The organism is Serratia sp. JSRIV006, assembly GCF_019968685.1.
GTDB lineage: Bacteria > Pseudomonadota > Gammaproteobacteria > Enterobacterales > Enterobacteriaceae > Chania > Chania fonticola_B.
On sequence record NZ_CP074137.1, the window covers coordinates 2,302,914 to 2,328,739 of the forward strand.

Consider the following 25,826-nt stretch of genomic DNA (forward strand, 5'->3'; position numbering starts at 1 on the left):
AATTTTCTCCAGTTACTCGATCAGGCCCGCTTGCGAAAAATAGCGATAGAGCGTTTTGGGCGTTAGTGGTAACTCATCTATCTTCACGCCGGTTGCCATCCAGATGGCGTTGCGGATCGCCGGGGCGGGAGAGATCAGCGGCGGCTCACCCAGCGCCTTGTGCCCATAGGCAGATTGCGGCTCATAGGTTTCGACAAACGCACAGTCCAACTCTGGCAGATCGAGAATGGTAGGGAACTTGTAATCCAGCAGATTGTTATTGCGCACGATGCCGCTTTGCTCGTCGATGATCATCTCTTCGAACAGCGTCCAGCCGATGCCCATCCCCATGCCGCCATGCACCTGGCCCTCGGCCAGCAGTGGGTTAAGGATCTGGCCGGAATCGTGCAGGTTAATGATCTTGTTGATGGTGACCTTACACAGCTCAATATCGACGGTGAGGTCAACAAAGGTACAGCCAAAGGCGGGCGGATTGCTGCGGGTTTTGCAGGACACCTCGGCCATAATCTGCCCACCGACCTCCTGATCGTAATGGGCGCTCATGGAAACTTCTTGCACCGAGCACAACACTTTTTCCGGCATCTCCTTCAGCACCACCTCGCCGTTGATCACATCCAACGCCCATTCGGGTTGGCTGCACATAAAGGCTGCATGGGTCAGGATCTTGGCGCGCAACTCTGTAGCGGCCTGGCGGATGGCAGGGGCTGCAACATAGCTTTGCCGCGAGGCGAAGGCACCGGGATCGTAGGCGGTAATATCGGTGTCTTGGGTGGAGATAACGTAGAGGGAAGAGAAGGGCACGCCGATGGTTTGCGCCGCCATTTGTGCAAACACGGTATCCGATCCCTGGCCAATTTCCGTCGCGCCGACTTGCAGATGGACGGTGCCATCCTGGTTCAGTAACAGCCGGGCGCTGGCAATCTCGACGCCAACTGGATAGGTATTGGACGCATAGCTCAGGCAGGCCACGCCAACGCCGCGGCGGATGGGGCCACTTTGGTTCAGGCAGGCGGCACGACGGGCATCCCACTCAAACAGTTCCCGGCCTTTTTGCAGGCACTCGATAATCCCGGCGCTCTTGATCTCCTTGTGATTGAGCGGATTGAGATCTCCTTGGCGGGCGACGTTTTTGAGCCGCAGTTCCAGCGGATCCATCCCCAGTTGGGCGGCGGCTTCGTCAATCATGCATTCCAGGGCAAAGGTCACCTGAGGTGCACCGTAGCCGCGCATGGCACCGGCGTTCGGCAGGTTGGAATAAAAGGTGGTGGCTTGGTAGCCGAAGGCGATACGCGGATACAAATAGGCGATTTTATTGGCCCCGGCGGAGGCAATGGAGTGGCCGTGAGATGCATACCCTCCGGTATTGGAGAGCACATCCAGGCTATAGGTTTGCAGGATACCGTCGCGGTTAATGCCCATCTTACCGCTGATGGAGAACGAGTGACGGGTACGAGATGCCAAAAAGCACTCTTCGCGGCTCAGTTCAACCTTGACCGGCACGCCGCCGAGTTTCCAGGTCAGGAATGCGGCCATCGGCTCTTCCAAGACGTCCTGCTTATTGCCGAACCCACCCCCGATATAGGGCTTGATCACCCGGATGGACGACCATGGCCGATCTAGCGCCTGGCCTACCACACGGCGTACCAGATGGGGAATTTGGGTGCTGGAGACGATCACTATGCGATCCATCTCGTCCATGTAAGCGTAGGAAATCACCCCTTCCAGATGACAATGTTGCACTACCTGCGTGCTGTAGTTGCCTTCGATCACGATCTCTGATGCAGCCAATGCTGCCACGGGATCGCCGCCGCTGAGCTGGTGCTGTTTCAGCAGATTGCTTTTGCCACCGTGTAACAGCGGCGCATCGGCTGCCAGCGCGGTTTTTGCTGTGGTCATCGCTGGCAGTTCCTGATATTCCACTTCAACCAGCATGGCGGCTTTCTCTGCCGTTAACGCGTCGCAGGCGACAACGATCGCCACGCCATCGCCGTGATGGCGTACATGCTGGGTCAGCAACTGTTTATCCGCTACGTCACGCTTATTGGCATCCAGCGACCAGGCGTGGCCGGCAGTCGGAAAACCATGCTGCGGCACATCCTGATAAGTGAATATGGCTTCCACCCCTGGCAGTTGCAGGGCTTTGCTGGTGTCGATACGCGTAACCAGACCATGGGCAATCGGGCTACGAACATATTTGGCATGACGCATACCCGGCATGGTCATATCGTCGGTATAACGTGCCCGGCCGGTGACTTTGGCTTGCGCATCGACGCGTTCGGGCGAGGTTCCTACAGGCATCCTGCTCTCCTCGGTGAGAGAAAAAGTCGCGATAGCCAACAGCAGCAACTTACAGGCCATAATGGCTTGAGAAATCAGCCGGATGTGGGATTTGTGAGGTGAATCTGGTTTATGGCGAAAGGGGAGAGTTTTTGGTGGTCTAAGAGGGGGAGGCCGCACCAAGGTCGGTATGGCAAAGACGCTGTGCGACGATAATTTATCATATTGATAAGCAGAAGATTATCAAGTTGATACTAGCTATATCAGTTTGGGGCCAATCTTGTCGTGGTTTTGATGGTTAAATCGCAGTCATATCGCACCTTGCGTTGTATGCCAGTACGGTAGCGAGTCGCTACCGTCGCTCACCTCCACCGTCAGCATTAATTCTCCGCGCCGCAGTTGAATACGCAGACCACCGTTGTCCCGGCAGACATGCATATCGGTTATTGGTTACCGATCGTCAAAATCTCCTACGTCAATAAGCGCCGCCTGTGGCTGATGGCTGCGCAATGTTAGATAACTTAGATGGGGCGCTGCCGGGTTGACCGATGCATAGCCTTGCCACAGCATCGTCATGTAGCCACAACGGTGTTGAAGGGGTTGGCCGAGTTCAGCCAGCCCCAAATCACCTACAGCTTCACAATCTGCACCAGATTGGTGTGTTGCGGATTGCCCTTGGCCAGCGGGGAAGGGCGATGGTGGGTCAGAATATTCACGCTGCCGCCGTGATCGACCTTATCACCAAACATATCCGCCGCCAGCCAGGCACCTTGGCCCATTGCCGTGACGCCGGGCATAATGCGTGGCGTTACCTTCGCCTGGATCTGCGTTTCGCCCCGGCCGTTAAAGACCTTCACCCGATCGCCGTTCTTGATGCCGCGCGCCTGCGCATCCAGCGTGTTGATCCACACCTCCTGCGGGCAAGCCTGCTGCAACACGTCAATGTTACCGTAGCTGGAGTGGGTTCTGGCCTTGTAGTGGTAACCAAACAGCTGTAGCGGATATTGGCTGCTCAGCGGATCTTCCCAACCTTCGAACCCGGCGGCATAGACAGGTAACGGGTGGATCACATCTTCTGGTGCGAGCTCCCAGGTAGCAGCGATCTCCGCCAGCCGTTCGGAATAAATTTCAATCTTGCCCGATGGCGTTTTCAGTGGGTTGGCCTGCGGATCTTCTCTGAACTCCTTGAAGGCCACCACGTGCTCCTCCGGGCATTTGCGCTTATAAATACCGGCGGTTTTCATCTCTTGATAGCTTGGCATCTCCGGGTTGCGCTCGCGGGTTTTCTCGCACAGGTATTCAATCCACTGCTGTTGGTTGCGTCCCTCGGTGAAGGTCGCTTCGGCCTGTGGCCCAACCCGTTTGGCCACCTCGGAAAGGATCTCGTAAATCGGGCGGCGTTCAAACTTGCGCGTGGTGGCGGGCTGGCCCAGGATCACGTAGCCCATATTGCCTGCGGACTCATGAGAGATCAGGTCTTCCTGCTCGGTTGGCATCAGATCGGGCAGCAGGATGTCGCAGTATTTGGCCGACGACGTCATAAAGTGTTCGATGCCGACGATCATTTCACACTTGCTGTCGTCTTGCAGGATCTGGTGGGTACGGCTGATATCGCCATGCTGGTTGATCAGCGTATTACTGGCGTAGCACCAGATAAACTTGATCGGCACGTCCAGCTTGTCTTTGCCACGGATGCCGTCACGTTTGGCGGTCATTTCCGGGCCGCGCAGGATGGCGTCGGTCCAGGTAAACACTGAAATCTTGGTTTGCACCGGGTTGGTCAGCATATCGAACCATTCGACGCCCAGATCGAAGCTGCCTTCGCGGCAGCCGGTATTACCGCCGTTGATACCGACGTTACCGGTCAGGATCGGTAACATGGCAATGGCCCTGGCGGTTTGTTCACCGTTGGCGTGACGCTGTGGCCCCCAGCCCTGGCAGATATAGGCCGGTTTGGTCATGCCAATTTCGCGCGCCAGTTGGATAATGGTGTTGGCCGGTATCCCGGTGATACGAGCCGCCCACTCTGGCGTTTTGGCGATACCATCGTCACCCTGGCCGAGGATATAGGCTTTGTAATGGCCGTTTTTTGGCGCGCTGCTGGGTAGGGTGGTTTCATCATACCCTACGCAGTATTTATCCAGGAACGGCTGGTCCACCAGGTTTTCGCTGATCAACACGTGTGCGATGCCCGCAACCAACGCAGCATCGGTGCCTGGGCGGATCGGCACCCATTGATCTTCACGGCCACCGGCGGTATCGGTATAGCGCGGATCGATGACAATCATCTTGGCGTTAGAGATTGCTCTGGCTTGCTCCAGATAGTAGGTCACACCGCCACCGCTCATGCGGGTTTCCGCCGGGTTATTGCCAAACAGCACCACCAGCTTGCTGTTGGCTATATCATCCGGGCTGTTGCCCTGCTGTGCACCGTACAGATAGGGCATGGCGGCGGTGATCTGCGCGGTGCTGTAGCTGCCATAGCGGCTGAGGAAGCCGCCACAGGAGTTCATCAGGCGATAAGGCACGTTGGAGTTGGTGATATTGCCGCCGTCGACCCCGGTACCGTACAGCACGTGCACCGCTTCATTACCGTATTGCGCCAGGGTGTGCTTCAACTGGCCGCTGATGGTATCCAGCGCTTCTTCCCAACTGATGCGTTTGAACTTGCCTTCACCGCGTTTACCGACGCGTTTCATTGGGTATTTCAGCCGGTCCGGATGGTTCATACGGCGGCGGATAGAGCGCCCGCGCAGGCAGGCCCGCACCTGATGGTTGCCATATTGGTCGTTGCCGGTGTTGTCGGTTTCCACCCAGTATACTTCGTCATCCCGCACGTGCAGGCGCAGCGCACAGCGGCTGCCGCAGTTTACGGTGCAAGAACTCCAGACCACTTTGTCTTCCGGCTGTTGGGCATTTGGCAATGGCTCGGCGGCGGCGGTTTTACGGAAGGGCAGCACCAGCCCCGAAGTGGCGGCCAGTAAACAGCCGGTAGCCGAGCCGGTTTTGATTAGCTTACGGCGGCTGAACGGGTGATGAAGCAGGTCCGGGTTGTGGTTATCGTTCATGATAGTGCTCCCTGTGCTGGCCTATTTCGCTGCCGATAACGCCTGATGTCTGGTTTGCTATTAACCCATGATGTCTCTTGGCAAGACGTTTTAAGCCAGGCAACCGTGGTGTGATATATTAAAAGTGCTAACCTGTAGCGAATAAAGCCGTCTACATTAATGAAGTTGCATTGGTAATATTAGCTATGCAAAGTTATCTCTCAGCTTGATAATTAGATTACCTCTTAATAAGTATACTCGTGCGCGGGGCAGATGAAGTTTGCTTGAGGTCAAGTTTTAGCTTTTCGCAAGCGAATAAAACGGGTGGGTTGCTTTTTTTTTCAAAACAGCAAGCGCCATGTTGAGTCCAAGGACTCAATCTATAGCATATTTGGTTGGCAGGATTAGGCGAGGTTGGTGATTTAAATCCAGCGTCGATACAATATTGTTATGGCCTCGTGCAACATAAGCCCCCCGGCACGCGCGAGTCAGAGGGATTAGCAAAGTCATTCATTGACTAATTCACGATGGATTGCATGATGACCAATCCCCGCCAGCCGTCGCAGTAGTAGGAAAAACCCGGTAAAAGGTCGACATCCCGCAACACCGTTACCAAGCTAGGCCCCGCTGATGATTCTGCAATAAAATTATAAACTAAAACGGCATATTACGTGTTTTCCTGCCCCGGCCTTTCCTATACTCATCACGCTTGATTGTGTCGTAAAACTTATGCTGAAGCAGGGGGGGGTATTAATTGTTACAAAACGACGCATGTGAATACATTATTATTCTTGTTGTTTGCTTGGTGACTTATTTAGCGGGGTTAGGATTTTTAATTTAAAAGGTAATGAGAGTTATTGTTATTTAAATACGTGCGCGAATAAATCCAGCCAGATAAATATGCAAGAAAAATATTTTTTGCTGAAGCGATTTTTCTCATGTTACGCAAATATTAACTGTTACCTCAGCAAAGGTTGATAAAGATCAACTCGGGATAGCCAGAAAATAACAATATATTAACCACCCGCATACTGTGTTTACGGGCTTGCATGTCGGTCATCAACAGGGGATAGATAATAATGATAAGGGAAAATCAAGCATTTTTCCGGGATGGCGTGAATCGCCGCGATTTTATGAAGTTATGTGCGGCACTGGCCGCCACCATGGGGCTCAGCACCAAAGCCGCCGCCGAAATAGCCGACTCGGTAGGTTCGCCACAGCGGCCACCGGTTATCTGGATCGGGGCTCAGGAATGTACCGGCTGTACGGAGTCCTTGTTGCGGGCCACTCACCCAACGATCGAGAACCTGTTGCTTGACGTGGTTTCCATGGAATACCACGAAGTCCTCTCTGCTGCGTTCGGTGAACAGGCGGAAGAAAACAAGCACCGCGCGATTGAGCAATACAAAGGGAAATACGTGCTGGTGGTCGACGGCTCCATTCCGATGAAGGATGGCGGCGTCTACTGCATGGTGGCCGGTAAGCCAATTGTTGAGCATATCCGTAATGCGGCAGAACATGCCGCTGCGGTGATCGCCATCGGCTCCTGTGCTGCCTGGGGCGGCGTCGCGGCCAGCGGGCCTAACCCGACCGGCGCAGTCAGCCTGCAGGAGATTTTACCCGGCAAAACCGTGATCAACATCCCCGGCTGCCCGCCCAACCCGCACAACTTCCTGGCGACGGTGGCCCATATCATCACCTACCAACGGCCACCGGCGCTGGATGCGAAAAATCGCCCCGAGTTCGCCTATGCCCGCCTGATCCATGAAAACTGCGAGCGTCGTCCGCACTTTGACGCCGGGCGTTTTGCCAAACAGTTTGGTGATGATGGCCATCGGCAGGGCTGGTGCCTGTATCACCTCGGTTGCAAGGGGCCAGAAACCTACGGCAACTGCTCAACGCTGGAGTTCTGCGACGTGGGCGGTGGCATCTGGCCGGTTGGGATCGGTCACCCCTGTTACGGCTGCAACGAACAGGGTATCGGCTTTACCAAAGGGATCGCCCAGTTGGCCAGCGTTGAAAATCCTACCCCCCGCAACGCCAAACCCGAAGTGGGTAGCATCGAAGGCGGGCATGTCAGCCCAACGGCGATGGGATTGCTTGGCGGCGTGGTTGGCCTGGTTGCCGGTGTCAGCCTGATGGCGGTGAAAGAGCTGGGGCGGCAGCAGAAAACGCAGCGTAAAGACGACGAGCAGCCGCCAAGCAAGGAGTAAGCCGTGAATCGACGTAATTTTCTAAAACTGACCTGCGGTGGCGCGATGTTGGCAGGGGTTGCCCCTGCGGCGCAGGCCGGGCCGGAGAACAAGCCGCCCATCCCCAACTCGCTGGGCATGCTGTATGACTCGACCTTGTGTGTGGGTTGCCAGGCCTGTGTCAGCAAATGCCAACGTATCAACCATACCGATGAACCGCATGGCGAAACCTATGCCTACGCGGGTACCGAAGCGACCTGGTCGAACAACGACAAGCTCAGCCCTTACACCAATAACATTATTCAGGTGTGGACCAGCGGAGACGGCAAGCACAAAGATCAGGTGGACAACGGCTACGCCTATATCAAAAAGCAGTGCATGCACTGTGTCGATCCCAACTGCGTTTCTGTCTGCCCGGTTCAGGCGCTGCATAAAGATGCCAAAACCGGCATCGTGCATTACAACCCGGATGTCTGTACCGGCTGCCGCTACTGCATGGTGGGCTGCCCGTTCAACGTGCCGAAATACGACTACGACAACCCGTTCGGCAAGATCCATAAATGCGAACTCTGTAACCAGAAAGGCGTGGCTCGGCTGGATCAGGGCGGGCTGCCAGGCTGTGTCGAGGTTTGCCCAACCGGGGCGGTGATCTTTGGCACCCGCGAGCAGTTAATGGCCGAAGCCAAGCAGCGTCTGGCCAGCAAGCCCGGTGAGAATTACCGTTACCCGCGCCAAACCCTACAGGGCAACGACCATTACGAACATCCGCTGCCGCATTACCAACCGCATCTGTATGGCGAGCATGAGGGCGGCGGAACGCAGGTGCTAGTGCTGACCGGTGTGCCCTTCGAGGATCTCGGTTTGCCAGCGCTAGAGGAGTTGTCAACCGGTGCGCGTTCCGAGCATATCCAGCACACGCTGTACAAAGGCATGGTGTTGCCGTTTGCCGCTCTGGCCGGGATCACCTTCCTGGTGCAGCGCAACCAGCGAAACGAGCGTCAGGACAAGAAGGACGATAAACATGACGACGCATAAAACGCAGCCACTCGGCGGGCGGCTGGTGAGCTGGCCGGTGATGATGCTGGCACCTTTTGTGGTGCTGTGCCTGTTGCTGATCCTCAAACGTCTGGTGTTGGGGTTGGGCGATGTTTCCGATCTGAACGGCGGCTACCCCTGGGGGATCTGGATCGCGTTCGATCTGCTGGTGGGCACCGGTTTGGCCTGCGGCGGCTGGGCGTTGGCCTGGGCGGTGTATGTGTTCAACCGGGGAGAATATCACCCGCTGGTGCGGCCTGCGCTGTTGGCCAGCCTGTTCGGCTATTCGCTGGGCGGGCTGTCGATCACCATCGATGTGGGCCGTTACTGGAACCTGCCTTACTTCTATATTCCCGGCCATTTCAACACCTCGTCGGTGCTGTTTGAAACCGCGGTCTGTATGACGATCTACGTGGGTATTGTGGCGCTGGAGTTCGCCCCTGCGCTGCTGGAGCGGCTGGGCTGGAAGGTGTCGCTCAAACGGCTCAACAAGGTGATGTTCCTGGTGATCGCCCTTGGCGCATTGCTGCCAACTATGCACCAGTCATCAATGGGATCGCTGATGATTGCTGCGGGGATCAAAATCCACCCGCTGTGGCAAAGCTACGAAATGCTGCCGCTGTTCTCGCTGTTGACGGCGGGGATCCTGGGCTTCTCGATAGTGATATTTGAAGGCTCGCTGGTGCAGGCCGGGCTGCGGGGAAAAGGGCCGGAGGAAACGCCGCTGTTTGCCCGCATGACCTACATCATCGATGGGTTCTTACTGCTGTTTATTGTGCTGCGCTTTGGGGAACTGATCTGGCGCGGCAAAACGGACTATCTGTGGCATCTCGATCGCTTTGCCATCTCGTTCTGGGTGGAAACGCTGTTGATGCTGGTGCCGCTGGTGATGTTCCGCTGGAAGCGTAACCGCCGCAACTCACGCCTGCTGTTTCTCGGCGCGCTGAGCATGGTCTGCGGGGCGTCGTTCTGGCGGCTGAATTACGCGTTGCTGGCCTACGACCCTGGCAATGGCTACCACTATTTCCCGACGGCCAGCGAACTGCTGATCTCCATCGGCTTTGTGGCAATTGAAGTTTGTGCGTACATCCTGTTGATCCGGTTGTTACCGGTGCTGCCTGCGCATCAACACAAGAATGAAAACAACCAGTTAGAGGTAGAGCATGAGCCAACGCATCACCATTGATCCCGTCACCCGTATTGAGGGCCACCTGCGCATCGACTGTGAAATCGAAGACGGCAAGGTGGTTAAAGCCTGGTCCTCAGGCACCATGTGGCGCGGAATGGAAGAGATCCTGCAATGTAACGACCCGCGTGACGCGTGGATGATCGTCCAACGGATCTGCGGCGTGTGCACCACCATTCACGCGTTAGCCTCCGTGCGGACGGTGGAAAATGCGCTGGGGATGGAGATCCCGGTCAATGCCCAATACATCCGCAATATCATTGCGGCCGCCCACAGCATTCACGACCATATCGTGCATTTCTACCAGCTCTCGGCGCTGGACTGGGTGGACGTCACCTCGGCGCTGAAGGCCGACCCTCAGAAGGCTGCCGATTTGCTCAGTGGCCTGTCCAGCTGGCCGTTGAACAGCGCTGCAGAGTTCACCCGGGTGCAGCAGAAGATCAAGGATCTGGTCGCCAGCGGCCAGCTCGGCATCTTTGCCAATGGCTATTGGGGGCACCCGGCCATGGCGTTACCGCCGGAGATTAACCTGATCGCCGTTGCCCACTATTTGCAGGCGCTGGAATGCCAGCGTGATGCCAACCGCGTGGTAGCAATACTGGGCGGTAAAACGCCGCACATTCAGAACCTGGCGGTGGGCGGGGTGGCGAACCCGATCAACCTCGATGCGCCTAGCGTGCTGAACCTCGAGCGCCTGATGTACCTGAAAACCTTTATCGATCGCCTGGGCGACTTTATCGAGCAGGTTTATCTGGTGGACAGCGCGGTGATCGCGGCGCATTACCCTGAGTGGCTAACCCTCGGCAAAGGCTCAGACTGCTATCTCTGCGTGCCGGAGCTGCCGATCGATCGTAAAGGCGACCAGTTCCTGATGCCGGGTGGCTATCTGGAGAACGGCAAGTTCCGTCCGATCGCCACCCAGCGCGATGAGTATCTGATCAAGGGCATTCAGGAGAGCGGTAAACACGCCTGGTATCAGGACGATGAACCGCTGGCACCGTGGGAAGGGCTGACCCGGCCTAACTACACCGGCTGGCAGGAAGATGGCAAATACTCCTGGGTAAAAGCGCCAACCTTCTTCGGCAAAGCGGTAGAGATGGGGCCGTTGGCGTGGCTGATGTGTACCCTGCAAGCCGAGCATCCACCAACCCAGAAATATTTTGCCAAGGTCAACAGTCACTACCAGGCCCTGACCGGCAAAGCGCTAACCGCCGATCAACTGCCGTCGACCCTGGGCCGCATTGTAGGGCGTACGGTGCATGCCTGCGTGCTGCATGAAACCCTGGGCCAGCAGTGGCAGGCGTTGGTGAGCAATATCGGCAGCGGCGACCATGAAACCTTTATCCCACCGAATATTCCATTGACCGGTGAGATCCGGGGCGTGGGCTTTATCGAAGCTCCGCGCGGTGCATTGTCGCACTGGGTGGTGATCAAGGACGGCAAGATCGCCAACTATCAGGCGGTAGTGCCCTCAACCTGGAACGCTGGACCCCGCAACTTTAACGATGAGCCCGGTCCTTACGAACGTTCACTGGTTGGCACGCCGGTGGCCGATCCGAGCAAACCGCTGGAGGTGGTGCGAACTATCCACTCGTTCGACCCGTGCATGTCCTGTGCGGTACATATTGTAGACACCACCGGCAATGAAGTGACCAGGGTCAAGGTGTTGTAATGAGAATCTTGGTATTAGGCATAGGTAATTTGTTGTTGGGTGATGAAGCGGTGGGCGTGCGCATCGTCGAAGCGCTTGAGCAGCGCTATCGCTTACCTGCCCATGTTGAAGTGCTGGACGGCGGCACCTCGGGGATGGAACTGATGGAAATGATGGCCGATCGCGATCATCTGATTGTGGCGGATGCGGTGTTGACCGGTGCCAAACCCGGCAGCGTCGCCGTGCTGTATGACGAAGAGATCCCGGCGCTGTTTACCCGTAAGGTTTCGCCCCATCAACTGGGGCTTTCCGACGTGCTGATGGCGCTGCGGCTGACGGATGAGTTTCCGCGTCGGCTCACCCTGGTGGGCGTGGTGCCAGAGTCGCTGGAGCCCGGAATTGGTCTGAGCGCCGTGGTCAGCCAGGCGATTGAGCCAGCGTTGGCCCAGGTGTTGCTGGGGCTGCAAGAGAGCGGCGTGGTGGCGGAGCCAAAAGAGGTGGCTAATGCAGACTGTGACTAACGGTTTTCAGCTCAACCCCAGCGCGCTGTTGGAAACCGCCTTTCAGGCGATCGCCGACGGTGAGATGCAGGATTTGCCGTTTTTCCAACCGCAAATCCCGGTGTGTGCCTGTGGTTTTCAACTGTTTGAACAGCAGTGGGTTGGCACCATTCTCACGCCGTGGATGCTTAGCCTGCTGGTGTTGCCCGGACCAGAACAGGTTTGGCAACCCTATGCGGTAGGGGACAAGCTGGCGCTGAATCTGCCTTGCGGCAGCGTGAGGTTTATCGTCGGTGAGATTGCGGGCTGCGGGCAATACCTGGCCTGTTCACTGATGTCTCCGTTGGATCGCCATCTGGGGGCCGAGCAGGCGCTGGCGTTGGCACAACAGAGTGCGCGGATGGCGCTTTCGCTACCGGTGGTGGATGGCAACATCCCTAGTAATCCCGGGCGCAGGGCGCTATTTGGTCTGTCACAGAGAACGGCGTAGATGCATGAAATCAGCCTGTGCCTGAGCACGATGGAATTGATAGAGCAGCAGGCTCGGCAGCACGGAGCTAAACGGGTGACGGCGGTGTGGCTGGAAATTGGGGCGCTCTCCTGTATTGAAGAGCACGCGCTGCGTTTCAGTTTCGCCTCGGCATCCCGCCATACGCTGGCAGAGGGGTGCCAGCTATTGCTGGACTACCAGCCGGCCCGCGCCTGGTGCTGGAGTTGCAGCATGAGCGTGCAGATTGAACAACATGATGAAGGTTGCCCTCAGTGCGGCGGCCACCAACTGCGCGTTGAGAGCGGTGACAGCCTGCGGTTAAAGCAGCTGGAAGTGGAATAATTTTGAGGAGTGAATAACGATGTGTACGACTTGCGGTTGCGCCAGTGGCGAAAAAACCATCGAAGGTGATGAACATCATCACCATGACGACCACCATCATCACGACCATCATGATGCTCACCACCATCATCCTGATCATCATCACCATCACCACCACGACGGGGAACATCAAGCACCGGCAGGCGTGGTGATCCATCATCACCATCACTATTACCACCAGGGCGATGTGCATCACCATTACGCAGGTGTCGCTGCGGCGGAACGCTTTACGCCAGAGGTGCAACCACATTCGCAAGACCTGCACTATGGACACGGCGAGGCGGGCAGCCATGCACCGGGTATCGGGCAGCGCCGTCTGGTGCAGATTGAACAGGACGTACTGAGCAAGAACAACCATCTGGCGGCCCACAACCGCGAACACTTTTCCGCGCAGCATATTCTGGTGCTGAACCTGGTTTCCAGCCCCGGGTCGGGCAAAACGACCTTGCTGACGGCCACGCTGGAACGATTGGCGGGCAAATTGCCCTGCGCGGTGATTGAGGGCGACCAGCAAACCAGTAACGATGCCGAGCGTATTCGCGCCACGGGCGTACCGGCCATTCAGGTTAATACCGGCAAGGGCTGTCATCTGGACGCGCAGATGGTACACGACGCGGCACACCGCCTGGATTTGCAGGATCACAGCCTGCTGTTTATCGAGAACGTCGGCAACCTGGTCTGCCCGGCCAGCTTCGATCTGGGCGAACGGCATAAGGTCGCAGTGCTGTCGGTGACGGAAGGGGAAGACAAGCCGCTGAAGTATCCTCATATGTTTGCTGCCGCAACGCTGATGATTATCAACAAGATCGATTTGCTGCCTTACGTTAATTTCTCTGTAGAGAAATGCATCGAGTTTGCCCGCCAGGTTAATCCGTCCATCCAGGTGATCGCACTGTCGGCGACCAGCGGCGAGGGGATGGATCTCTGGCTGAACTGGCTGGGGGAACAATAATGTGCCTCGGTGTGCCCGGCAAGGTGACCGCAGTGGGGGAGGATATCCACCAACTGGCCTGGGCCGACGTGTGCGGCGTGGCGGTCAGGATCAATATCGCGCTGGTCTGTGAAGGCTCACCGCAGGATCTGATCGGCCAGTGGGTGCTGGTGCACGTCGGCTTTGCCATGAGCCTGCTCGATGAACAGGAAGCGCTGGAAACGCTGGCAGCATTGCAGCATATGCGCGCCGTCGGGCTGGCACGGGATGACGAGGATGCCAATGCGCTACGTTGATGAATTCCGCGATCCGGCGTTATGCCAAGCGCTGTTACGGCGCATCGAAACGCTGATGTTAGCCATCCCCCAGTCGCAGCGCCTGCCGCTACAGGTGATGGAAGTCTGCGGCGGTCACACCCACGCGATCTTCAAGTTTGGTCTTGACCAACTGTTGCCGGACAGCCTGGAGTTTGTCCACGGCCCCGGCTGCCCAGTTTGCGTATTGCCGATGGGGCGCATTGATAGCTGCCTGGAGATTGCCGCCCATCCGGAGGTGATTTTTTGCACCTACGGTGATGCGATGCGGGTTCCTGGCCGCAATGGGTCGTTGCTGGATGCCCGCCGCCGTGGTGCCGATATCCGGGTGGTGTACTCGCCGCTGGATGCGCTACAGCTGGCGGCGGATAACCCACAGCGCGAAGTGGTGTTTTTTGGCCTGGGCTTTGAAACCACCATGCCCGCCAGCGCCTTGACCTTGCAGCAAGCCAGCCAGCGTCAGCTGCGCAATTTCACCCTGTTTTGCCAACATATCACTCTGATCCCCACCTTACGCAGCCTGTTGCAGCAGCCCGATGTGCGCATCGATGGCCTCCTGGCACCGGGCCACGTCAGCATGGTGATCGGCAACGCGCCCTATCAGTTCATTGCTGCGGATTATCATAAGCCGCTGGTGGTGACCGGCTTTGAGCCGTTAGACATTCTGCAGGGTTTGGTGATGTTGCTGGAACAGTTGCGTGATGGCCGCCGTGCGGTAGAAAACCAATACCGGCGCATCGTACCGGAACAGGGCAATCTTCTGGCCCAGCGGGCAATGGCAGAGGTATTTGGCCTGAAAGACAGTAGCGAATGGCGCGGGCTGGGTGAGATTGCCCACTCTGGCGTGCAGATCAAACCTGAGTATGCGGATTTTGATGCAGAGCTGCGGTTTAAACCGCAGGCGCAGCGGGTAGCGGACGATCCGAGTTCACGTTGTGGCGAAGTGTTGACCGGGCGCTGCAAACCGGATGCCTGCCCGCTGTTTGGCAAGCAATGTACGCCAGAGAACGCCTTTGGTGCCTTGATGGTGTCCTCGGAAGGGGCCTGCTCGGCTTACTATCAGTATCGCAGGGAGACCGCATAATGCGTGAAGAGAACAACGGGCGGGAAATTACTCTGGCCCATGGTAGCGGTGGCCGCGCCATGCAATCCCTGATTGAAGAACTCATGCTGCCCGCCTTTGCCAATCCGGCATTAAATGCTCGGGAAGATCAGGCACGAATTTCACTGGATGAGCTTGCCACCTCGGGCGATCGTCTGGCCGTATCGACCGACAGTTATGTTATCGACCCCATTTTCTTCCCCGGTGGTGATATCGGCAAACTGGCGGTCTGCGGCACCGCTAACGACGTGGCCGTCAGTGGTGCCCAGCCGCGTTATCTGAGCTGCGCCATGATCCTGGAGGAAGGGTTGCCGTATGCCACGCTGGAACGCATCGTCCAGTCGATGGCCAGCACGGCGCAGCAGGCCGGGATCCAGATTGTGACCGGCGATACCAAAGTGGTGCCCCGTGGCGCGGCAGACAAAATCTTTATTAATACTACCGGTTTGGGAACCATCCCGGCTGGCGTCAATTGGGGGGCTGCGAACATCCGCCTTGGGGACAGCATTATTGTCAGCGGCACCTTGGGCGATCATGGCGCAACCATCCTGAACCTGCGTGAAGGGCTGGGCCTGGAGAGTGAATTAAGCAGCGATTGCGCGCTGCTGGCTCCGCTGATTGCTCCTTTGTTACCGATTGCCGGGGTGCGTGCTTTACGTGACGCGACTCGTGGCGGCGTAACGGCGGTGCTGCATGAGTTTGCGGCCGCTAGCGGTTGTGGCATGGCGATTTCCGAGGCGGCACTGCCGTTGAAACCGGCGGTGAGGGGGATTTGCGAACTGCTGGGGCTGGATGCGCTCAACTTTGCCAACGAAGGCAAGCTGGTGTTGGTGGTGGCGCCCGAGGCTGAGGCGGAAGTATTGGCTGCGTTACATCGGCATCCTTTGGGGCGCGATGCGGCGGTGATTGGCCATACCACCGAGCGCCAGCAGGTGAGCCTCACCGGGCTATTCGGGGTTTCCCGACGGCTGGATCTGCCGCTGGATGAGCCTTTGCCACGGATCTGTTAGGTGTTTGACCGTGGGGACTGACCCCTCACCCTAACCCTCTCCCACAGGGAGAGGGGACCGACCGAGTTTGCTTCAGTTGCAGAGAGTCACCTGATCATGGCTGAGGACAACAGGTCGGTCGCGGTACTTAACCACGGCACCGAATCAGCTCTCTCTCGCAGGGAGAGGGGACCGACCGAGTTTGCTTCAGTTGCAGAGAGTCACCTGATCATGGCTGAGGACAACAGGTCGGTCGCGGTACTCAACCACGGCACCGAATCAGCTCTCTCTCGCAGGGAGAGGGGACCGACCGAGTTTGCTTCAGTTGCAGAGAGTCACCTGATCGTGGCTGAGGACAACAGGTCGGTCGCGGTACTCAACCACGGCACCGAATCAGCTCCCTCTCCTTGGGGAGAGGGTTGGGGTGAGGGAGATACAGATTGATCGCTGGACTAACAGGAGAGTCGAGACAACATGGCAGATTTTGAGCCGGAGAATATCGCCAGCAGCAACGGCCTTCGCCTGCGGATCAAGGGCAAGGTGCAAGGGGTCGGATTTCGGCCCTACGTTTGGCTGCTGGCGCGGCGCTTTAACCTGTGCGGCGAGGTCAGCAATGACGGCGCCGGGGTGATTGTCCAGCTATGGCAATCGCCCGCCATAACGGAATTTTTGCGGGTACTGCCGCAAGAGTGCCCGCCTCTGGCGCGGATCGATAGCGTCTTTTCTTCACCTTTTAACTGGCCGCAACGGCCAGCGAGTTTCACCATTGCCACTAGCGGTGCAGGGCAAGTGGATACCCATATCGTGGCGGATGCGGCCACCTGCGACGCCTGCCTGGCAGAGCTGAACTCGCAGCATAACCGGCGCTATCACTATCCGTTTATCAACTGCACCCACTGTGGCCCACGTTTCACCATCATCCGCCGGATGCCCTACGATCGGCCCAATACCTCGATGCAGCCTTTCCCGCTGTGCCCGCAGTGCCTGGCGGAGTATCAGGATCCTGCCGACCGTCGTTTTCATGCACAACCTACCGCCTGCCCGGAGTGTGGCCCGCAGCTATGGCTCAGCGATGCCGCAGGCAAAACTACTGCCAGCGCCGACGATGCGCTGCAACTGGCCGCTGAGGCGCTGATTGCCGGGCAGATCGTCGCGGTGAAGGGGATCGGCGGTTTTCATCTTGCCTGTGATGCTACCAATTCTGCTGCGGTACAGCGCCTGCGCGCGCGCAAACATCGCCCTGCCAAGCCCCTGGCGGTGATGATGCCGGATACTCACTGGCTGCAACAATGTGCTCAGGTCGCGGAACCGACGGCACTGTTAAAGCTGTTGCGTAGCCCACCAGCCCCGATAGTGCTGGTAATGGCTCACCCGCAAAGTCCCTTGTGCGGGGAGATTGCGCCGGGGCTCAATGAGGTAGGGGTGATGTTACCGGCAAATCCGCTGCAACATCTGCTGTTGCAACAGGTCGCGCGGCCACTGGTGATGACCTCCGGCAATCCGGCAGGCAAACCTCCCGCACTGAGCAACCAACAGGCACTGGATGAACTCGCTGGGGTGGCTGACGTCTGGCTGCTGCATAACCGCGAGATCGGCCAGCGAGCCGATGACTCTTTAGTACGCTTGACCGGGCAGGGTAGCGAGATGTTGCGCCGGGCACGTGGCTATGTTCCCGATGCGATGCCCTTACCCCCTGGCTTTACCACCCAACCGGCCATTCTGGCACTGGGAGCCGACAGCAAGAATACCTTCTGCCTGCTGTGGGATGACCGGGCGGTGGTCAGCCAGCATCTAGGCTCGCTAGGAGATGAAACCACCCGGCAACAGCAACAACGATTGCTGACGCTTTTTGGCGAAATCTACGGTGTGGTGCCGCAGGCGATCGCCATCGATGCTCACCCCGGCTATCTCAGCCACCAGCAGGGCCAGGCGTTGGCCAATGAGCGGGCGATACCTTGTGTCACCACGCTGCATCATCATGCCCATCTGGTTGCCTGCTTGGCGGAACATGGCTGGCCGCGCGACGGCGGTAAGGTGATTGGTCTGGCGTTGGATGGGCTGGGATATGGTCTTGGCGGGCAACTGTGGGGCGGTGAATGCCTGCTGGTGGATTATCAGCATTGTGAGTATTTAGGCGGGTTGCCCGCAGTGGCATTGCCGGGGGGCGATGTGGCCGCTCGCCAGCCGTGGCGCAACCTGTTGGCCCAGTTACAGCGTTTTGTCCCCGATTGGCAGACGTTGCCAGAGGCCGCCGCAATCCCTCAACCGCAGGCGACGATCTTACTGCGGGCGGTAGAACGGCAAATCAACTCGCCGTTGGCCTCTTCCGCCGGGCGCTTGTTTGATGCGGTGGCAGCAGCATTGCAGATCGTGCCGCCACAAATTTCCTGGGAGGGAGAGGCTGCCTGCCAGTTGGAGGCCTTGGCATGGCAAAGCCCGCCTCATCAGCCGCCGGTTTCGCTGCCGCTGCTTGGCAATCGGCTGGATCTGGCCACCTTCTGGCGGCAATGGCTGGCCTATGAAGCTCCCCCGGCGCAGCGTGCTTATGCGTTCCATGTTGCCTTTGCCCAGGGTTTTGCCGCACTGGCTAGCCACGCGACAAAGCAATACGGCATCAATACCGTCGTGCTGTCCGGTGGAGTGATGCATAACGCGCTGCTGCGGCAACTATTGATCCAGCAGTTAGACGGATTACAAGTCTTGCTGCCATCCCGTTTACCTGCTGGCGATGGCGGTCTGGCTCTGGGGCAGGCGCTGATTGCCGCCAACCGACTTTCAAGGCAGGCATAAGGATGAATTTATAACGTAATTAACTGTTTTTATGAGTAAAACCACCACCTTCATTCACTGGAAAATTTAGGTATTCATTATGCGTATTAATGTCAAAGCTGTGGCTGTATCCCTACTGGCGCTGTTCCCCATGCTGGCCTTTGCTCATGTGGGCCATGACGGCGGCGCGCATCACGTATTAAGCTTTACCGAAGGCTTTATCCATCCGCTGACCGGGATGGATCATCTGGTCGCCATGGTTCTGGTGGGTATCTGGAGCGCCATGAATACCAAGCAGTGGTGGCTGGCGCCGCTGGCATTTGCTTGTTTGCTGCTGACCGGCGCGTTGGTTGGCATGGCGGGCGTCACCGTACCTGGCACTGAATTTATCGTTGCCGCCTCGCTGCTGGGCATAGGTGTGATGGTTGCCTTACAGCTGAAACTGTCGGCGATAACGGGCGCGTTGATTATTGGCGCTTTTGCCATTTTCCACGGCCTGGCCCACGGTGCGGAGCTTTCCCATTCGGTGGCGGCGCTTTCCGGTATGGTGATGGCAACGGCGCTGCTGCACGTGGCGGGGTTGGGTATCGGCTATCTGATGGCATCTTCGTCTACGCACAGTGGCTGGGCGCGGGTGATTGGCGGCGGCTCATCGCTGCTGGGGCTCGGCCTGCTCAGCGGTGTGATCTGAGTCTATCAATCTATTAACCCTAGTTTGCTGGCAGTGACTTTGTGATAGCTGCCAGCAGTCTCCCCTGTTGATCTCAAAAAATAACAAGCGGCTGGATTTGTGCCAATTTTATCGTTAGATTCCCTGCTAGCTATGTGCGCTTGATACTGTGCTGTCGCACAACTTTTAACCACATGAGTTAATTAAAAAATTACAGGGAATATTGCTATGAACAGGGTGATAGGCGTACTGGCGTTATGCCTGGTTTCTTTTTCTTCTCTGGCCGATTGCCAGCCCCTCCTAGCCGATCTGGCTAAACCCTTCGCCGCCAAAGTGAGCATGAATACCGAGCTGTCCACCTGTAAGGTGTGGCCCTATGCCCCGGATAAAACCATTGCGGTACTGATGCTGGAACCCAAGGAAGAGGCCCAACCCGATTTTACCGACTTTGACGTCGCCGTTTTGGTGGTTGATAGCCAGACCGGTAAGGTGCTGGCTAGCAAATATCATCCCAAGGCGATTATGGATGATGCCATCTACACCAGTAGCGTGACCATCGACACCGCGCGCTATCAATTATCTCCGGCGATACGCGCCTTCGGGGTGCGTTTTATCCACCGTGGCTCCTCCTCGGTCAATCCCCTTAGCATCGAACGCCTTAACCTCTATACCCTGCAAGATCGGCAAGTCAATCTGGTGCTCAACAATCTCACCATGAATGAATATAGCGGTGAGTGGGATGGCCAGTGTGCCGGGGATTTTGCCACGACCCATCGCGCATTGGCGCTTGGCAAGAACGCACACAACGGCTTCCAGGATCTGCAACTACAGACGATGGCGACGCATAAGGAAGCCAGCAAAAAAGGGGAGGACTGTGTGGAAAGCAACAGCATCGTTGCCAAGACTCGCGTCGAGCTCAAGTTCGATGGTAAAGCCTATCCCGTAGAGCAGGATAAGTTGCTCGAACATCGTTTTTAATCCGTGCCTGGTCGTTAGCAACCATGAAAAAAATCTGCTTCTATGAGCTGTCCTTTATCCGCCACAATCTCAACGCGCCCAGCGAAAGTAAGCTACGGCGCATTTTGGCCGGGGACAAGGTGTTCTATACCTACAGCAAACAGTTTGTTGATGCCAAAGTGTTATACCGTTTGGTATCGGGGGATCGTGTGTATATCGGTGCCCATCAGTTGGCTGATGGCAGCTACTGGCTGCATTGGCTGGTTTCGCCTGAAAAGGGGGAGCTACAACCGAAGCTGGCCGACCTTAGCAAACCGGCTGCGTTGATGAAGCTGGTGGGCGCGATCATAGTGATGACGCTCTCAGCAGTGGGTTATTTCCAGTTGCTGAATATCTGGGTGATGGTGCTACTGCTTTTTGTTTTCATCTTTGGTTGCTGGTGGTTCGTGGCTTCGTTTCATACGCTGATGGTGGGAACCAGCCGTCACACGCGTAGGTTGTTAAAAGGGCTGGAGAGCGTCAAACAAGGCGACACTTCCCTTTGCATTACCACCACCGAATCATTAACCGAGCCGGGAGGCGGTGCGCCTTCACTACAGGCCAGCAAAGAATTGGCTAACGATCTGGATGCGCTGCTGCCGAATGATTTGCTATTGGCCGATAAAGTCACCTTGACCAGCGTGAGCGGAGAGGCTGCCGATGTTAGCGCCCGCCGCGATTTTACCGGCGGAGGCAAAAGCCGCCGGGATTTTATCGAGTACCAATTTAGCTGCAATGGAGAGCGGTTCTCATTTCGTAGCGGAATTAACTCGCTGATGGAAGACCTTAATCCGCTGTTCTATCGGCAACATCCGTTCTTCCTGGCGGCCGAAGATCCGCTGATGTTGGTGGTCAATCAGCAAGATAATGCGGTGCTGGGCCTGTGTAATGAAAGGGATGGCAGCGCCTATCTCAAGCTCGGCGGGATTGCCGTTTCTTTTCACCAGCTCAAGCTGATGTATAAAGTGATGTTTGGCTGCTGCTCTTTTTTACTGGTGTTGCTGGTGTTTTTCACCCTGCATGATTGGTGGGAGCAGGGCAGTGTGCCGGATAAGTGGGACTGGCTGGACGCCGCAGTCATGTTTTATGACTTTGCTCTGATGAGCATCATGATTTTCTGCGTGTTCATGCTGTTGGTGGAGGTCTGCACTTGGATAACGCGCAGGAACTCGCTCAGTGCGGCGCGCTTTGTCTTTGCCCGCCAACTGTTGGTATTGTTTAAAAAACGCAACGGTGGCAAAGCCTATATTCAGGAAGTCCCCTGATGTTCAGCAATAGCCTAACGCGCATCATCCTGCTGGCACTGGGGCTTATCATTTCCTGGATGCTGTTTTATATCGACAGCTTTGCCGGGTTTGCCCCCGACTGGCAATGGCAGCGAAATTATCAGGCAGAACGTCCTGCGGTAGTTATGAGTGGGGAACGCCTGAGCAGTTTTCAACAAGGGATGCTGTTGACGGGTATCAGCGATGTAATAAATACACGGATCACGGATATTGAGCGTGACCAGAATACGCTGATCTATCACTATGAAAATTCGGTGCAGATCGATGTGCTGGCAGACATTGCTCCCCCTTTGTTAAACCTGCAGATATCCCCTGATACCACCATGTTACGTTTGATGCTGGAGGCTAAGGTTGGCCGTGGAACAATCCGGCACCGGAGCTATGATGACAGCGCCACGATCCCGGTCAGCCAACTCATCATCGAAGAGAATGGCAAGCTGCGCGTCAGCGCCCGTTTTTTGGGCTACGTGGCTGAGCAACAGTGTGATGCTCAGGGGCATTGCCTGGTGGTGTTCGGCGCCCGTTCTTATAGTAAAGATGCCGTATTTTATTCTGCCGATGGTGGGCGTAACTGGTGTTGGTTACCCCAGTGGCAAGCCCCCGGTGGTAACCAGACTTATCAGCTTTTGGGGCTCTCTGGAGCGCAGAGCGTGCTGCTGGTTCAACAGGGTAAACTCTACCGGTCGGACGATCTCGGCCAGCATTGGCAACAGGTATTCGATCTGGTCAGGTTGTTAACGGAACGCGGGATCGACCCTGCTCTCTATGCGGCCAGTTGGTACTATAACGGCGGCGATCGGGTGATAGTCAGTAATCAGCCCCATAATACCGGGGAACAGGATCGGTTAACTGCTTCATTGCTGCTTGATTTCAATCTGAAATCAGCTCAAATCCAGTCCAGCCAGTGGGTGGGCGGAGATATCGTTGCGGCCGACATCAGCCCGCAAGGGGATTTTGATTTTGTCTTACGCCAGCGGCCACGGTGGCTTTATAGCCTGAACCGGTTGCGGGAGAATGGCGCGTTGCAACCGCTGCTGGAAACCGGTAAAAAAGCCTTAGGCACGCTTTATGCGGGTAATGATCTGCTGATGATGGAGAAAGCGTTCAACGACCCGCTGCATATGACAGTCTCTACCGATGGCGGCCAGCACTGGTTCAGAATGAAAAAACTGCCTGATAGCTATAACTATCGCGTGCAGTTTGATCGCTGGCGTAACCGCCTGTTCCGCTTTCCAGCCCATGATTTCGATTACCCTAAGTTGGGCAATAGCGACGGCCTGGTGTATGAGACAACCACTCCGCCGTAATTGCCATACTGCATCCGTTCCGATAATCAAAGATTAACGTTTGATGCCTAAAAACTCCTGCGCCTTAGCCTTCCTCCAGTATCTGTTGCAGCGCGGCTATCAGCCTGCGGTTGGCCGCTTCGCTCTTGATCGCCACCCGATAATAGTCGGCGGAAAGGCCAGGGTAGTTGGCACAGTGGCGGATCAAGATGCGGTGCTGCAACAACGCCTGTTGCAGATCGTAGCCGGGACGCAGGCAGCGTAGGAAAATATAGTTCGCAGTCCCTGGCCAGATACGCAAGTGCGGCAAGGCTGTCAGCGCGTCAAACAACCAGGCACGCTGCTCGGCCAGCCATTGGTGGGTTTGCTGCATGTAATCGAGATCGTCAAGGATCACTTCGCCTGCCAGTGCTGCATAGGCATTGATGGTCCAGGGCTCGCGCTGCTGTTTCATCTGTTGCAGGCCAGCGCGATCGCTGCTGACCAGATAGCCGAGCCGCAGCCCGGGAATGGCGAAGAATTTGGTTAATGAACGCAGAATGTAGAGGCGTGAATAGTCCGCCATTTGTGGGATCAGCCCCGGCGCATCTGGCAGAAAGTCGATAAAGGCTTCATCAACGATCAACGCAATATTGTGCTGGCGACAACAGGCGACAATGGCCTGCAATAGCGCGGGGTCTGGCATCAGCCCGGTCGGATTGTTGGGGGTAGCCAGGAACAGGCAGTCCGGTTGGCGCTCGGCCAGCACCTGTAGCAACTGCTCATCGGGCTGAAATCCACCGGCTTCATCCAGCGGGTAGTCCTCGATCTGGCAGTCAATCCGCTGCAATGCCCGGCGGTATTCGGCAAACCCAGGCGTTAGGAGCAGCGCCGTGCGGGGGCGTAGCCGGTTCACGATGGCGTAAATCAGCTCGGTGGCCCCGTTGCCTGCCATGATATTTTCCGCCGGGCAGTGATGAACCCCTGCCAATGCTGCATGCAGACGCCGGTATTCAACGTCGGGATAGCATTCGGCGCTGGTCAGATGCTCGATAATCGCCGCCTTCAGGCTGGCGGGCATGCCCAATGGATTGATATTGGCGCTGAAATCAATAATCTCGGCCGGATCCAGGCCGCTTTTCAACGCCATTTCCAGTACGTTACCACCATGTTCACTCACGGTTTTGCTATTCCCCCTGTCAAGTTTGCGTGCAGGATAACACAGGGTAATCGCCGTTGATCCGGCGTAAACCAAACCTGTCGCTCTGGTGAATGCCAGATCTTGGTGTGTATTCGCGATATCAACAGGTTATTATGGCATGGCGATTGTCGAGGCTATCGAGATGATAACTAAGCGATAAATTGAAGCGTTGCGTTTATTGAAGCGAAAACGTGGTAATTAACCGAATTATTGCCAACTGGATAACCCACATCCTGAACGATAACAGGTTGTGGTTGGGAAGGGGGTGTAACTCCCCCGCAGCCCCCGCTGCTGTGATGCCGACGAGTCCACTGCGCCACTGATCTGAGGATTGGGAAGGGAGTGGATAAGGATGACGCTAAGCCAGAAGACCGACCAGTTGGTCACACATTCAACACCTTCGGTGGGAAGGGGGTTGTCATGAGATACGTGCAGCTATGTTGCACCGCTTGGTCGTATCCTGTTGACACCTAAATCCCGTCCGAGAGGTCGGGATTTTTTTATGTCATTAACCCACCATCAAGTTTTCTCGATCGTGGCTATAAGGTGCGTGCCATGACGCTGCTAGCCTGGTTCGTGGCCTTTCTGCTCGACAGCCTGTTAGGCGACCCGCCGCACTGGCCGCATCCGGTGCGCTGGATCGGCAACCTGATCACGGTGCTGCAACGCGCGATCCGCCGGATTTGCCATAGCGAGAGGGCGCTAAAACTTGGTGGCGGGCTGTTGTGGCTGGGCGTCGTAGGGTTGGTCTGGCTGGTCAGTTGGGGCTTTTTAACGCTGATGCAGCATATTCACCCGTGGTTGGGCTGGCTGGCGGAAGTCTGGCTGATCTATACCCTGCTCGCCGGACGCTGCCTGGAACAGGCGGCCATGATGGTTCACCGGGCCCTGCAGAGTGCCGATCTTGAGGAGAGCCGCCGCAAGCTGTCGTGGATTGTCGGGCGGGATACCTCACAACTGGAAGAGCCGCAAATCACCCGGGCGGTGGTGGAAACGGTGGCGGAAAACAGCGTGGATGGCGTAATTGCGCCGCTGTTCTTTTTACTGATCGGTGGGGCACCGTTGGCAATGGCGTATAAAGCGGTTAACACTCTCGATTCAATGGTGGGCTATAAAACGCCGAAATACCGCGCCATCGGCTATGTGTCGGCGCGGATGGATGACTTCGCCAACTGGTTACCCGCCCGGCTTAGCTGGCTACTGCTGAGCTGCGCGGCCCGGCTGCACGGATTGAACTATCGCCAGGCGTTACGTATCGGCTGGCGCGATCGCTATCAGCATACCAGCCCCAACTGCGCCTGGTCGGAAGCGACCGTGGCTGGAGCGCTGGGAGTGCGGCTTGGCGGTCCTAACAACTACTTTGGTCAGCGGGTCGAAAAGCCGTGGATCGGTGAGGCTCGGCGGGAGATCGAGCTGGCAGATATTCCCCGCAGCACGCGTCTGATGATGACGGCCTCGCTGTTGGCTCTGCTGCTGTTTGCCGCGTTGCGCCTGCTATGGCTTGGCGCTTGAAATAATAATGGTTTGCGCGGCTCAGCCAGCGC

21 protein-coding genes and 1 riboswitch are annotated in these 25,826 nt (G+C 56.8%); of the genes, 18 read left to right on the top strand and 3 right to left on the bottom strand.

The annotated features are described in order from the left end of the window. Positions 1 to 12 precede the first annotated feature (12 nt). Both xdhA and ynfF read right to left on the bottom strand, forming a co-directional pair. The gene (gene xdhA / locus KGP16_RS10545; RefSeq protein ID WP_223501302.1) at positions 13 to 2,298 is read right to left on the bottom strand and encodes a xanthine dehydrogenase molybdenum-binding subunit XdhA; all 2,286 of its coding nucleotides are present in this window, start codon (positions 2,296 to 2,298) and stop codon (positions 13 to 15) included. Between the two features lie 608 nt (positions 2,299 to 2,906). Then, a complete protein-coding gene (gene ynfF / locus KGP16_RS10550) occupies positions 2,907 to 5,345 on the bottom strand; it encodes a selenate/tellurate reductase subunit YnfF (RefSeq protein ID WP_223501303.1) in 2,439 nt (812 codons plus the stop codon). A 1,058-nt stretch (positions 5,346 to 6,403) separates the two neighbouring features. On the opposite strand from ynfF, the gene hybO reads away from it, so the two are divergent. From hybO to KGP16_RS10635, 17 genes are all read left to right on the top strand, one after another. Next, positions 6,404 to 7,537 carry a hydrogenase 2 small subunit gene (gene hybO / locus KGP16_RS10555; protein WP_223501304.1) on the top strand — a complete coding sequence of 378 codons (1,134 nt, stop codon included), beginning with the start codon at positions 6,404 to 6,406 and terminating at the stop codon, positions 7,535 to 7,537. A 3-nt stretch (positions 7,538 to 7,540) separates the two neighbouring features. Further along, positions 7,541 to 8,551, top strand: coding sequence for a hydrogenase 2 operon protein HybA (hybA, locus tag KGP16_RS10560; RefSeq protein ID WP_094982313.1), 1,011 nt, complete (start codon positions 7,541 to 7,543; stop codon positions 8,549 to 8,551). Then, positions 8,538 to 9,737, top strand: a complete 1,200-nt coding sequence (hybB, locus tag KGP16_RS10565; protein WP_021804782.1) for a Ni/Fe-hydrogenase cytochrome b subunit — start codon at positions 8,538 to 8,540, stop codon at positions 9,735 to 9,737. Before hybA ends, hybB begins: the two co-directional genes overlap by 14 nt. Beyond that, positions 9,715 to 11,409, top strand: coding sequence for a hydrogenase 2 large subunit (gene hybC / locus KGP16_RS10570; RefSeq protein WP_223501305.1), 1,695 nt, complete (start codon positions 9,715 to 9,717; stop codon positions 11,407 to 11,409). The genes hybB and hybC overlap by 23 nt, the downstream gene beginning before the upstream one ends. Continuing rightward, positions 11,409 to 11,909 (top strand): HyaD/HybD family hydrogenase maturation endopeptidase, encoded by a 501-nt coding sequence (locus tag KGP16_RS10575; protein ID WP_218519476.1) that lies wholly within the window; start codon positions 11,409 to 11,411, stop codon positions 11,907 to 11,909. Before hybC ends, KGP16_RS10575 begins: the two co-directional genes overlap by 1 nt. Further along, complete coding sequence (hybE, locus tag KGP16_RS10580) at positions 11,893 to 12,378, top strand: hydrogenase-2 assembly chaperone (protein ID WP_209554619.1); 486 nt, start codon at positions 11,893 to 11,895, stop codon at positions 12,376 to 12,378. Before KGP16_RS10575 ends, hybE begins: the two co-directional genes overlap by 17 nt. Beyond that, positions 12,379 to 12,720: a hydrogenase maturation nickel metallochaperone HypA gene (gene hypA, locus KGP16_RS10585; RefSeq protein WP_021804778.1), complete on the top strand. Its 342-nt coding sequence runs from the start codon at positions 12,379 to 12,381 to the stop codon at positions 12,718 to 12,720. A gap of 19 nt (positions 12,721 to 12,739) precedes the next feature. Further along, positions 12,740 to 13,711, top strand: a complete 972-nt coding sequence (gene hypB, locus KGP16_RS10590) for a hydrogenase nickel incorporation protein HypB (protein WP_094982311.1) — start codon at positions 12,740 to 12,742, stop codon at positions 13,709 to 13,711. Further along, on the top strand, positions 13,711 to 13,986 hold the full coding sequence (hybG, locus tag KGP16_RS10595; protein ID WP_021804776.1) for a hydrogenase maturation factor HybG: 276 nt from the start codon (positions 13,711 to 13,713) through the stop codon (positions 13,984 to 13,986). The genes hypB and hybG overlap by 1 nt, the downstream gene beginning before the upstream one ends. Continuing rightward, positions 13,973 to 15,088: a hydrogenase formation protein HypD gene (gene hypD, locus KGP16_RS10600; protein WP_223501307.1), complete on the top strand. Its 1,116-nt coding sequence runs from the start codon at positions 13,973 to 13,975 to the stop codon at positions 15,086 to 15,088. Before hybG ends, hypD begins: the two co-directional genes overlap by 14 nt. A gap of 59 nt (positions 15,089 to 15,147) precedes the next feature. Further along, positions 15,148 to 16,116, top strand: a complete 969-nt coding sequence (hypE, locus tag KGP16_RS10605) for a hydrogenase expression/formation protein HypE (protein WP_051363677.1) — start codon at positions 15,148 to 15,150, stop codon at positions 16,114 to 16,116. A 96-nt stretch (positions 16,117 to 16,212) separates the two neighbouring features. After that, entirely contained in the window at positions 16,213 to 16,539 is a 327-nt protein-coding gene (locus tag KGP16_RS10610; RefSeq protein ID WP_223501309.1) for a hypothetical protein, read from the top strand. Between the two features lie 30 nt (positions 16,540 to 16,569). After that, the gene (hypF, locus tag KGP16_RS10615; RefSeq protein WP_223501310.1) at positions 16,570 to 18,885 is read left to right on the top strand and encodes a carbamoyltransferase HypF; all 2,316 of its coding nucleotides are present in this window, start codon (positions 16,570 to 16,572) and stop codon (positions 18,883 to 18,885) included. A 79-nt stretch (positions 18,886 to 18,964) separates the two neighbouring features. Further along, positions 18,965 to 19,555 (top strand): HupE/UreJ family protein, encoded by a 591-nt coding sequence (locus KGP16_RS10620; RefSeq protein ID WP_223499264.1) that lies wholly within the window; start codon positions 18,965 to 18,967, stop codon positions 19,553 to 19,555. 207 nt (positions 19,556 to 19,762) lie between these two features. Next, positions 19,763 to 20,512, top strand: a complete 750-nt coding sequence (locus KGP16_RS10625; RefSeq protein WP_059200486.1) for a hypothetical protein — start codon at positions 19,763 to 19,765, stop codon at positions 20,510 to 20,512. Positions 20,513 to 20,535: 23 nt separating this feature from the next. Then, positions 20,536 to 21,795, top strand: coding sequence for a hypothetical protein (locus KGP16_RS10630; protein WP_223501311.1), 1,260 nt, complete (start codon positions 20,536 to 20,538; stop codon positions 21,793 to 21,795). Then, complete coding sequence (locus KGP16_RS10635) at positions 21,795 to 23,123, top strand: hypothetical protein (protein ID WP_223501312.1); 1,329 nt, start codon at positions 21,795 to 21,797, stop codon at positions 23,121 to 23,123. The genes KGP16_RS10630 and KGP16_RS10635 overlap by 1 nt, the downstream gene beginning before the upstream one ends. A 64-nt stretch (positions 23,124 to 23,187) precedes the next feature. Here KGP16_RS10635 and cobD read toward each other — a convergent pair whose 3' ends face one another. After that, on the bottom strand, positions 23,188 to 24,261 hold the full coding sequence (gene cobD / locus KGP16_RS10640) for a threonine-phosphate decarboxylase CobD (RefSeq protein WP_223501313.1): 1,074 nt from the start codon (positions 24,259 to 24,261) through the stop codon (positions 23,188 to 23,190). 222 nt (positions 24,262 to 24,483) lie between these two features. Further along, a riboswitch (cobalamin riboswitch) is annotated at positions 24,484 to 24,677 on the top strand. Between the two features lie 160 nt (positions 24,678 to 24,837). Between cobD and cbiB the strand changes: the two genes are divergently transcribed. Continuing rightward, entirely contained in the window at positions 24,838 to 25,794 is a 957-nt protein-coding gene (cbiB, locus tag KGP16_RS10645; protein WP_223501314.1) for an adenosylcobinamide-phosphate synthase CbiB, read from the top strand. Positions 25,795 to 25,826: the final 32 nt, after the last annotated feature.

Coding starts and splice junctions, on each gene's coding strand:
- xdhA (WP_223501302.1), bottom strand. CDS start 2,298: ATGCCTGTAGGAACCTCGCCCGAACGCGTCGATGCGCAAGCCAAAGTC.
- ynfF (WP_223501303.1), bottom strand. CDS start 5,345: ATGAACGATAACCACAACCCGGACCTGCTTCATCACCCGTTCAGCCGC.
- hybO (WP_223501304.1), top strand. CDS start 6,404: ATGATAAGGGAAAATCAAGCATTTTTCCGGGATGGCGTGAATCGCCGC.
- hybB (WP_021804782.1), top strand. CDS start 8,538: ATGACGACGCATAAAACGCAGCCACTCGGCGGGCGGCTGGTGAGCTGG.
- hybC (WP_223501305.1), top strand. CDS start 9,715: ATGAGCCAACGCATCACCATTGATCCCGTCACCCGTATTGAGGGCCAC.
- KGP16_RS10575 (WP_218519476.1), top strand. CDS start 11,409: ATGAGAATCTTGGTATTAGGCATAGGTAATTTGTTGTTGGGTGATGAA.
- hybE (WP_209554619.1), top strand. CDS start 11,893: ATGCAGACTGTGACTAACGGTTTTCAGCTCAACCCCAGCGCGCTGTTG.
- hypA (WP_021804778.1), top strand. CDS start 12,379: ATGCATGAAATCAGCCTGTGCCTGAGCACGATGGAATTGATAGAGCAG.
- hypB (WP_094982311.1), top strand. CDS start 12,740: ATGTGTACGACTTGCGGTTGCGCCAGTGGCGAAAAAACCATCGAAGGT.
- hybG (WP_021804776.1), top strand. CDS start 13,711: ATGTGCCTCGGTGTGCCCGGCAAGGTGACCGCAGTGGGGGAGGATATC.
- hypD (WP_223501307.1), top strand. CDS start 13,973: ATGCGCTACGTTGATGAATTCCGCGATCCGGCGTTATGCCAAGCGCTG.
- hypE (WP_051363677.1), top strand. CDS start 15,148: ATGCAATCCCTGATTGAAGAACTCATGCTGCCCGCCTTTGCCAATCCG.
- KGP16_RS10610 (WP_223501309.1), top strand. CDS start 16,213: ATGGCTGAGGACAACAGGTCGGTCGCGGTACTTAACCACGGCACCGAA.
- hypF (WP_223501310.1), top strand. CDS start 16,570: ATGGCAGATTTTGAGCCGGAGAATATCGCCAGCAGCAACGGCCTTCGC.
- KGP16_RS10620 (WP_223499264.1), top strand. CDS start 18,965: ATGCGTATTAATGTCAAAGCTGTGGCTGTATCCCTACTGGCGCTGTTC.
- KGP16_RS10625 (WP_059200486.1), top strand. CDS start 19,763: ATGAACAGGGTGATAGGCGTACTGGCGTTATGCCTGGTTTCTTTTTCT.
- KGP16_RS10630 (WP_223501311.1), top strand. CDS start 20,536: ATGAAAAAAATCTGCTTCTATGAGCTGTCCTTTATCCGCCACAATCTC.
- KGP16_RS10635 (WP_223501312.1), top strand. CDS start 21,795: ATGTTCAGCAATAGCCTAACGCGCATCATCCTGCTGGCACTGGGGCTT.
- cbiB (WP_223501314.1), top strand. CDS start 24,838: ATGACGCTGCTAGCCTGGTTCGTGGCCTTTCTGCTCGACAGCCTGTTA.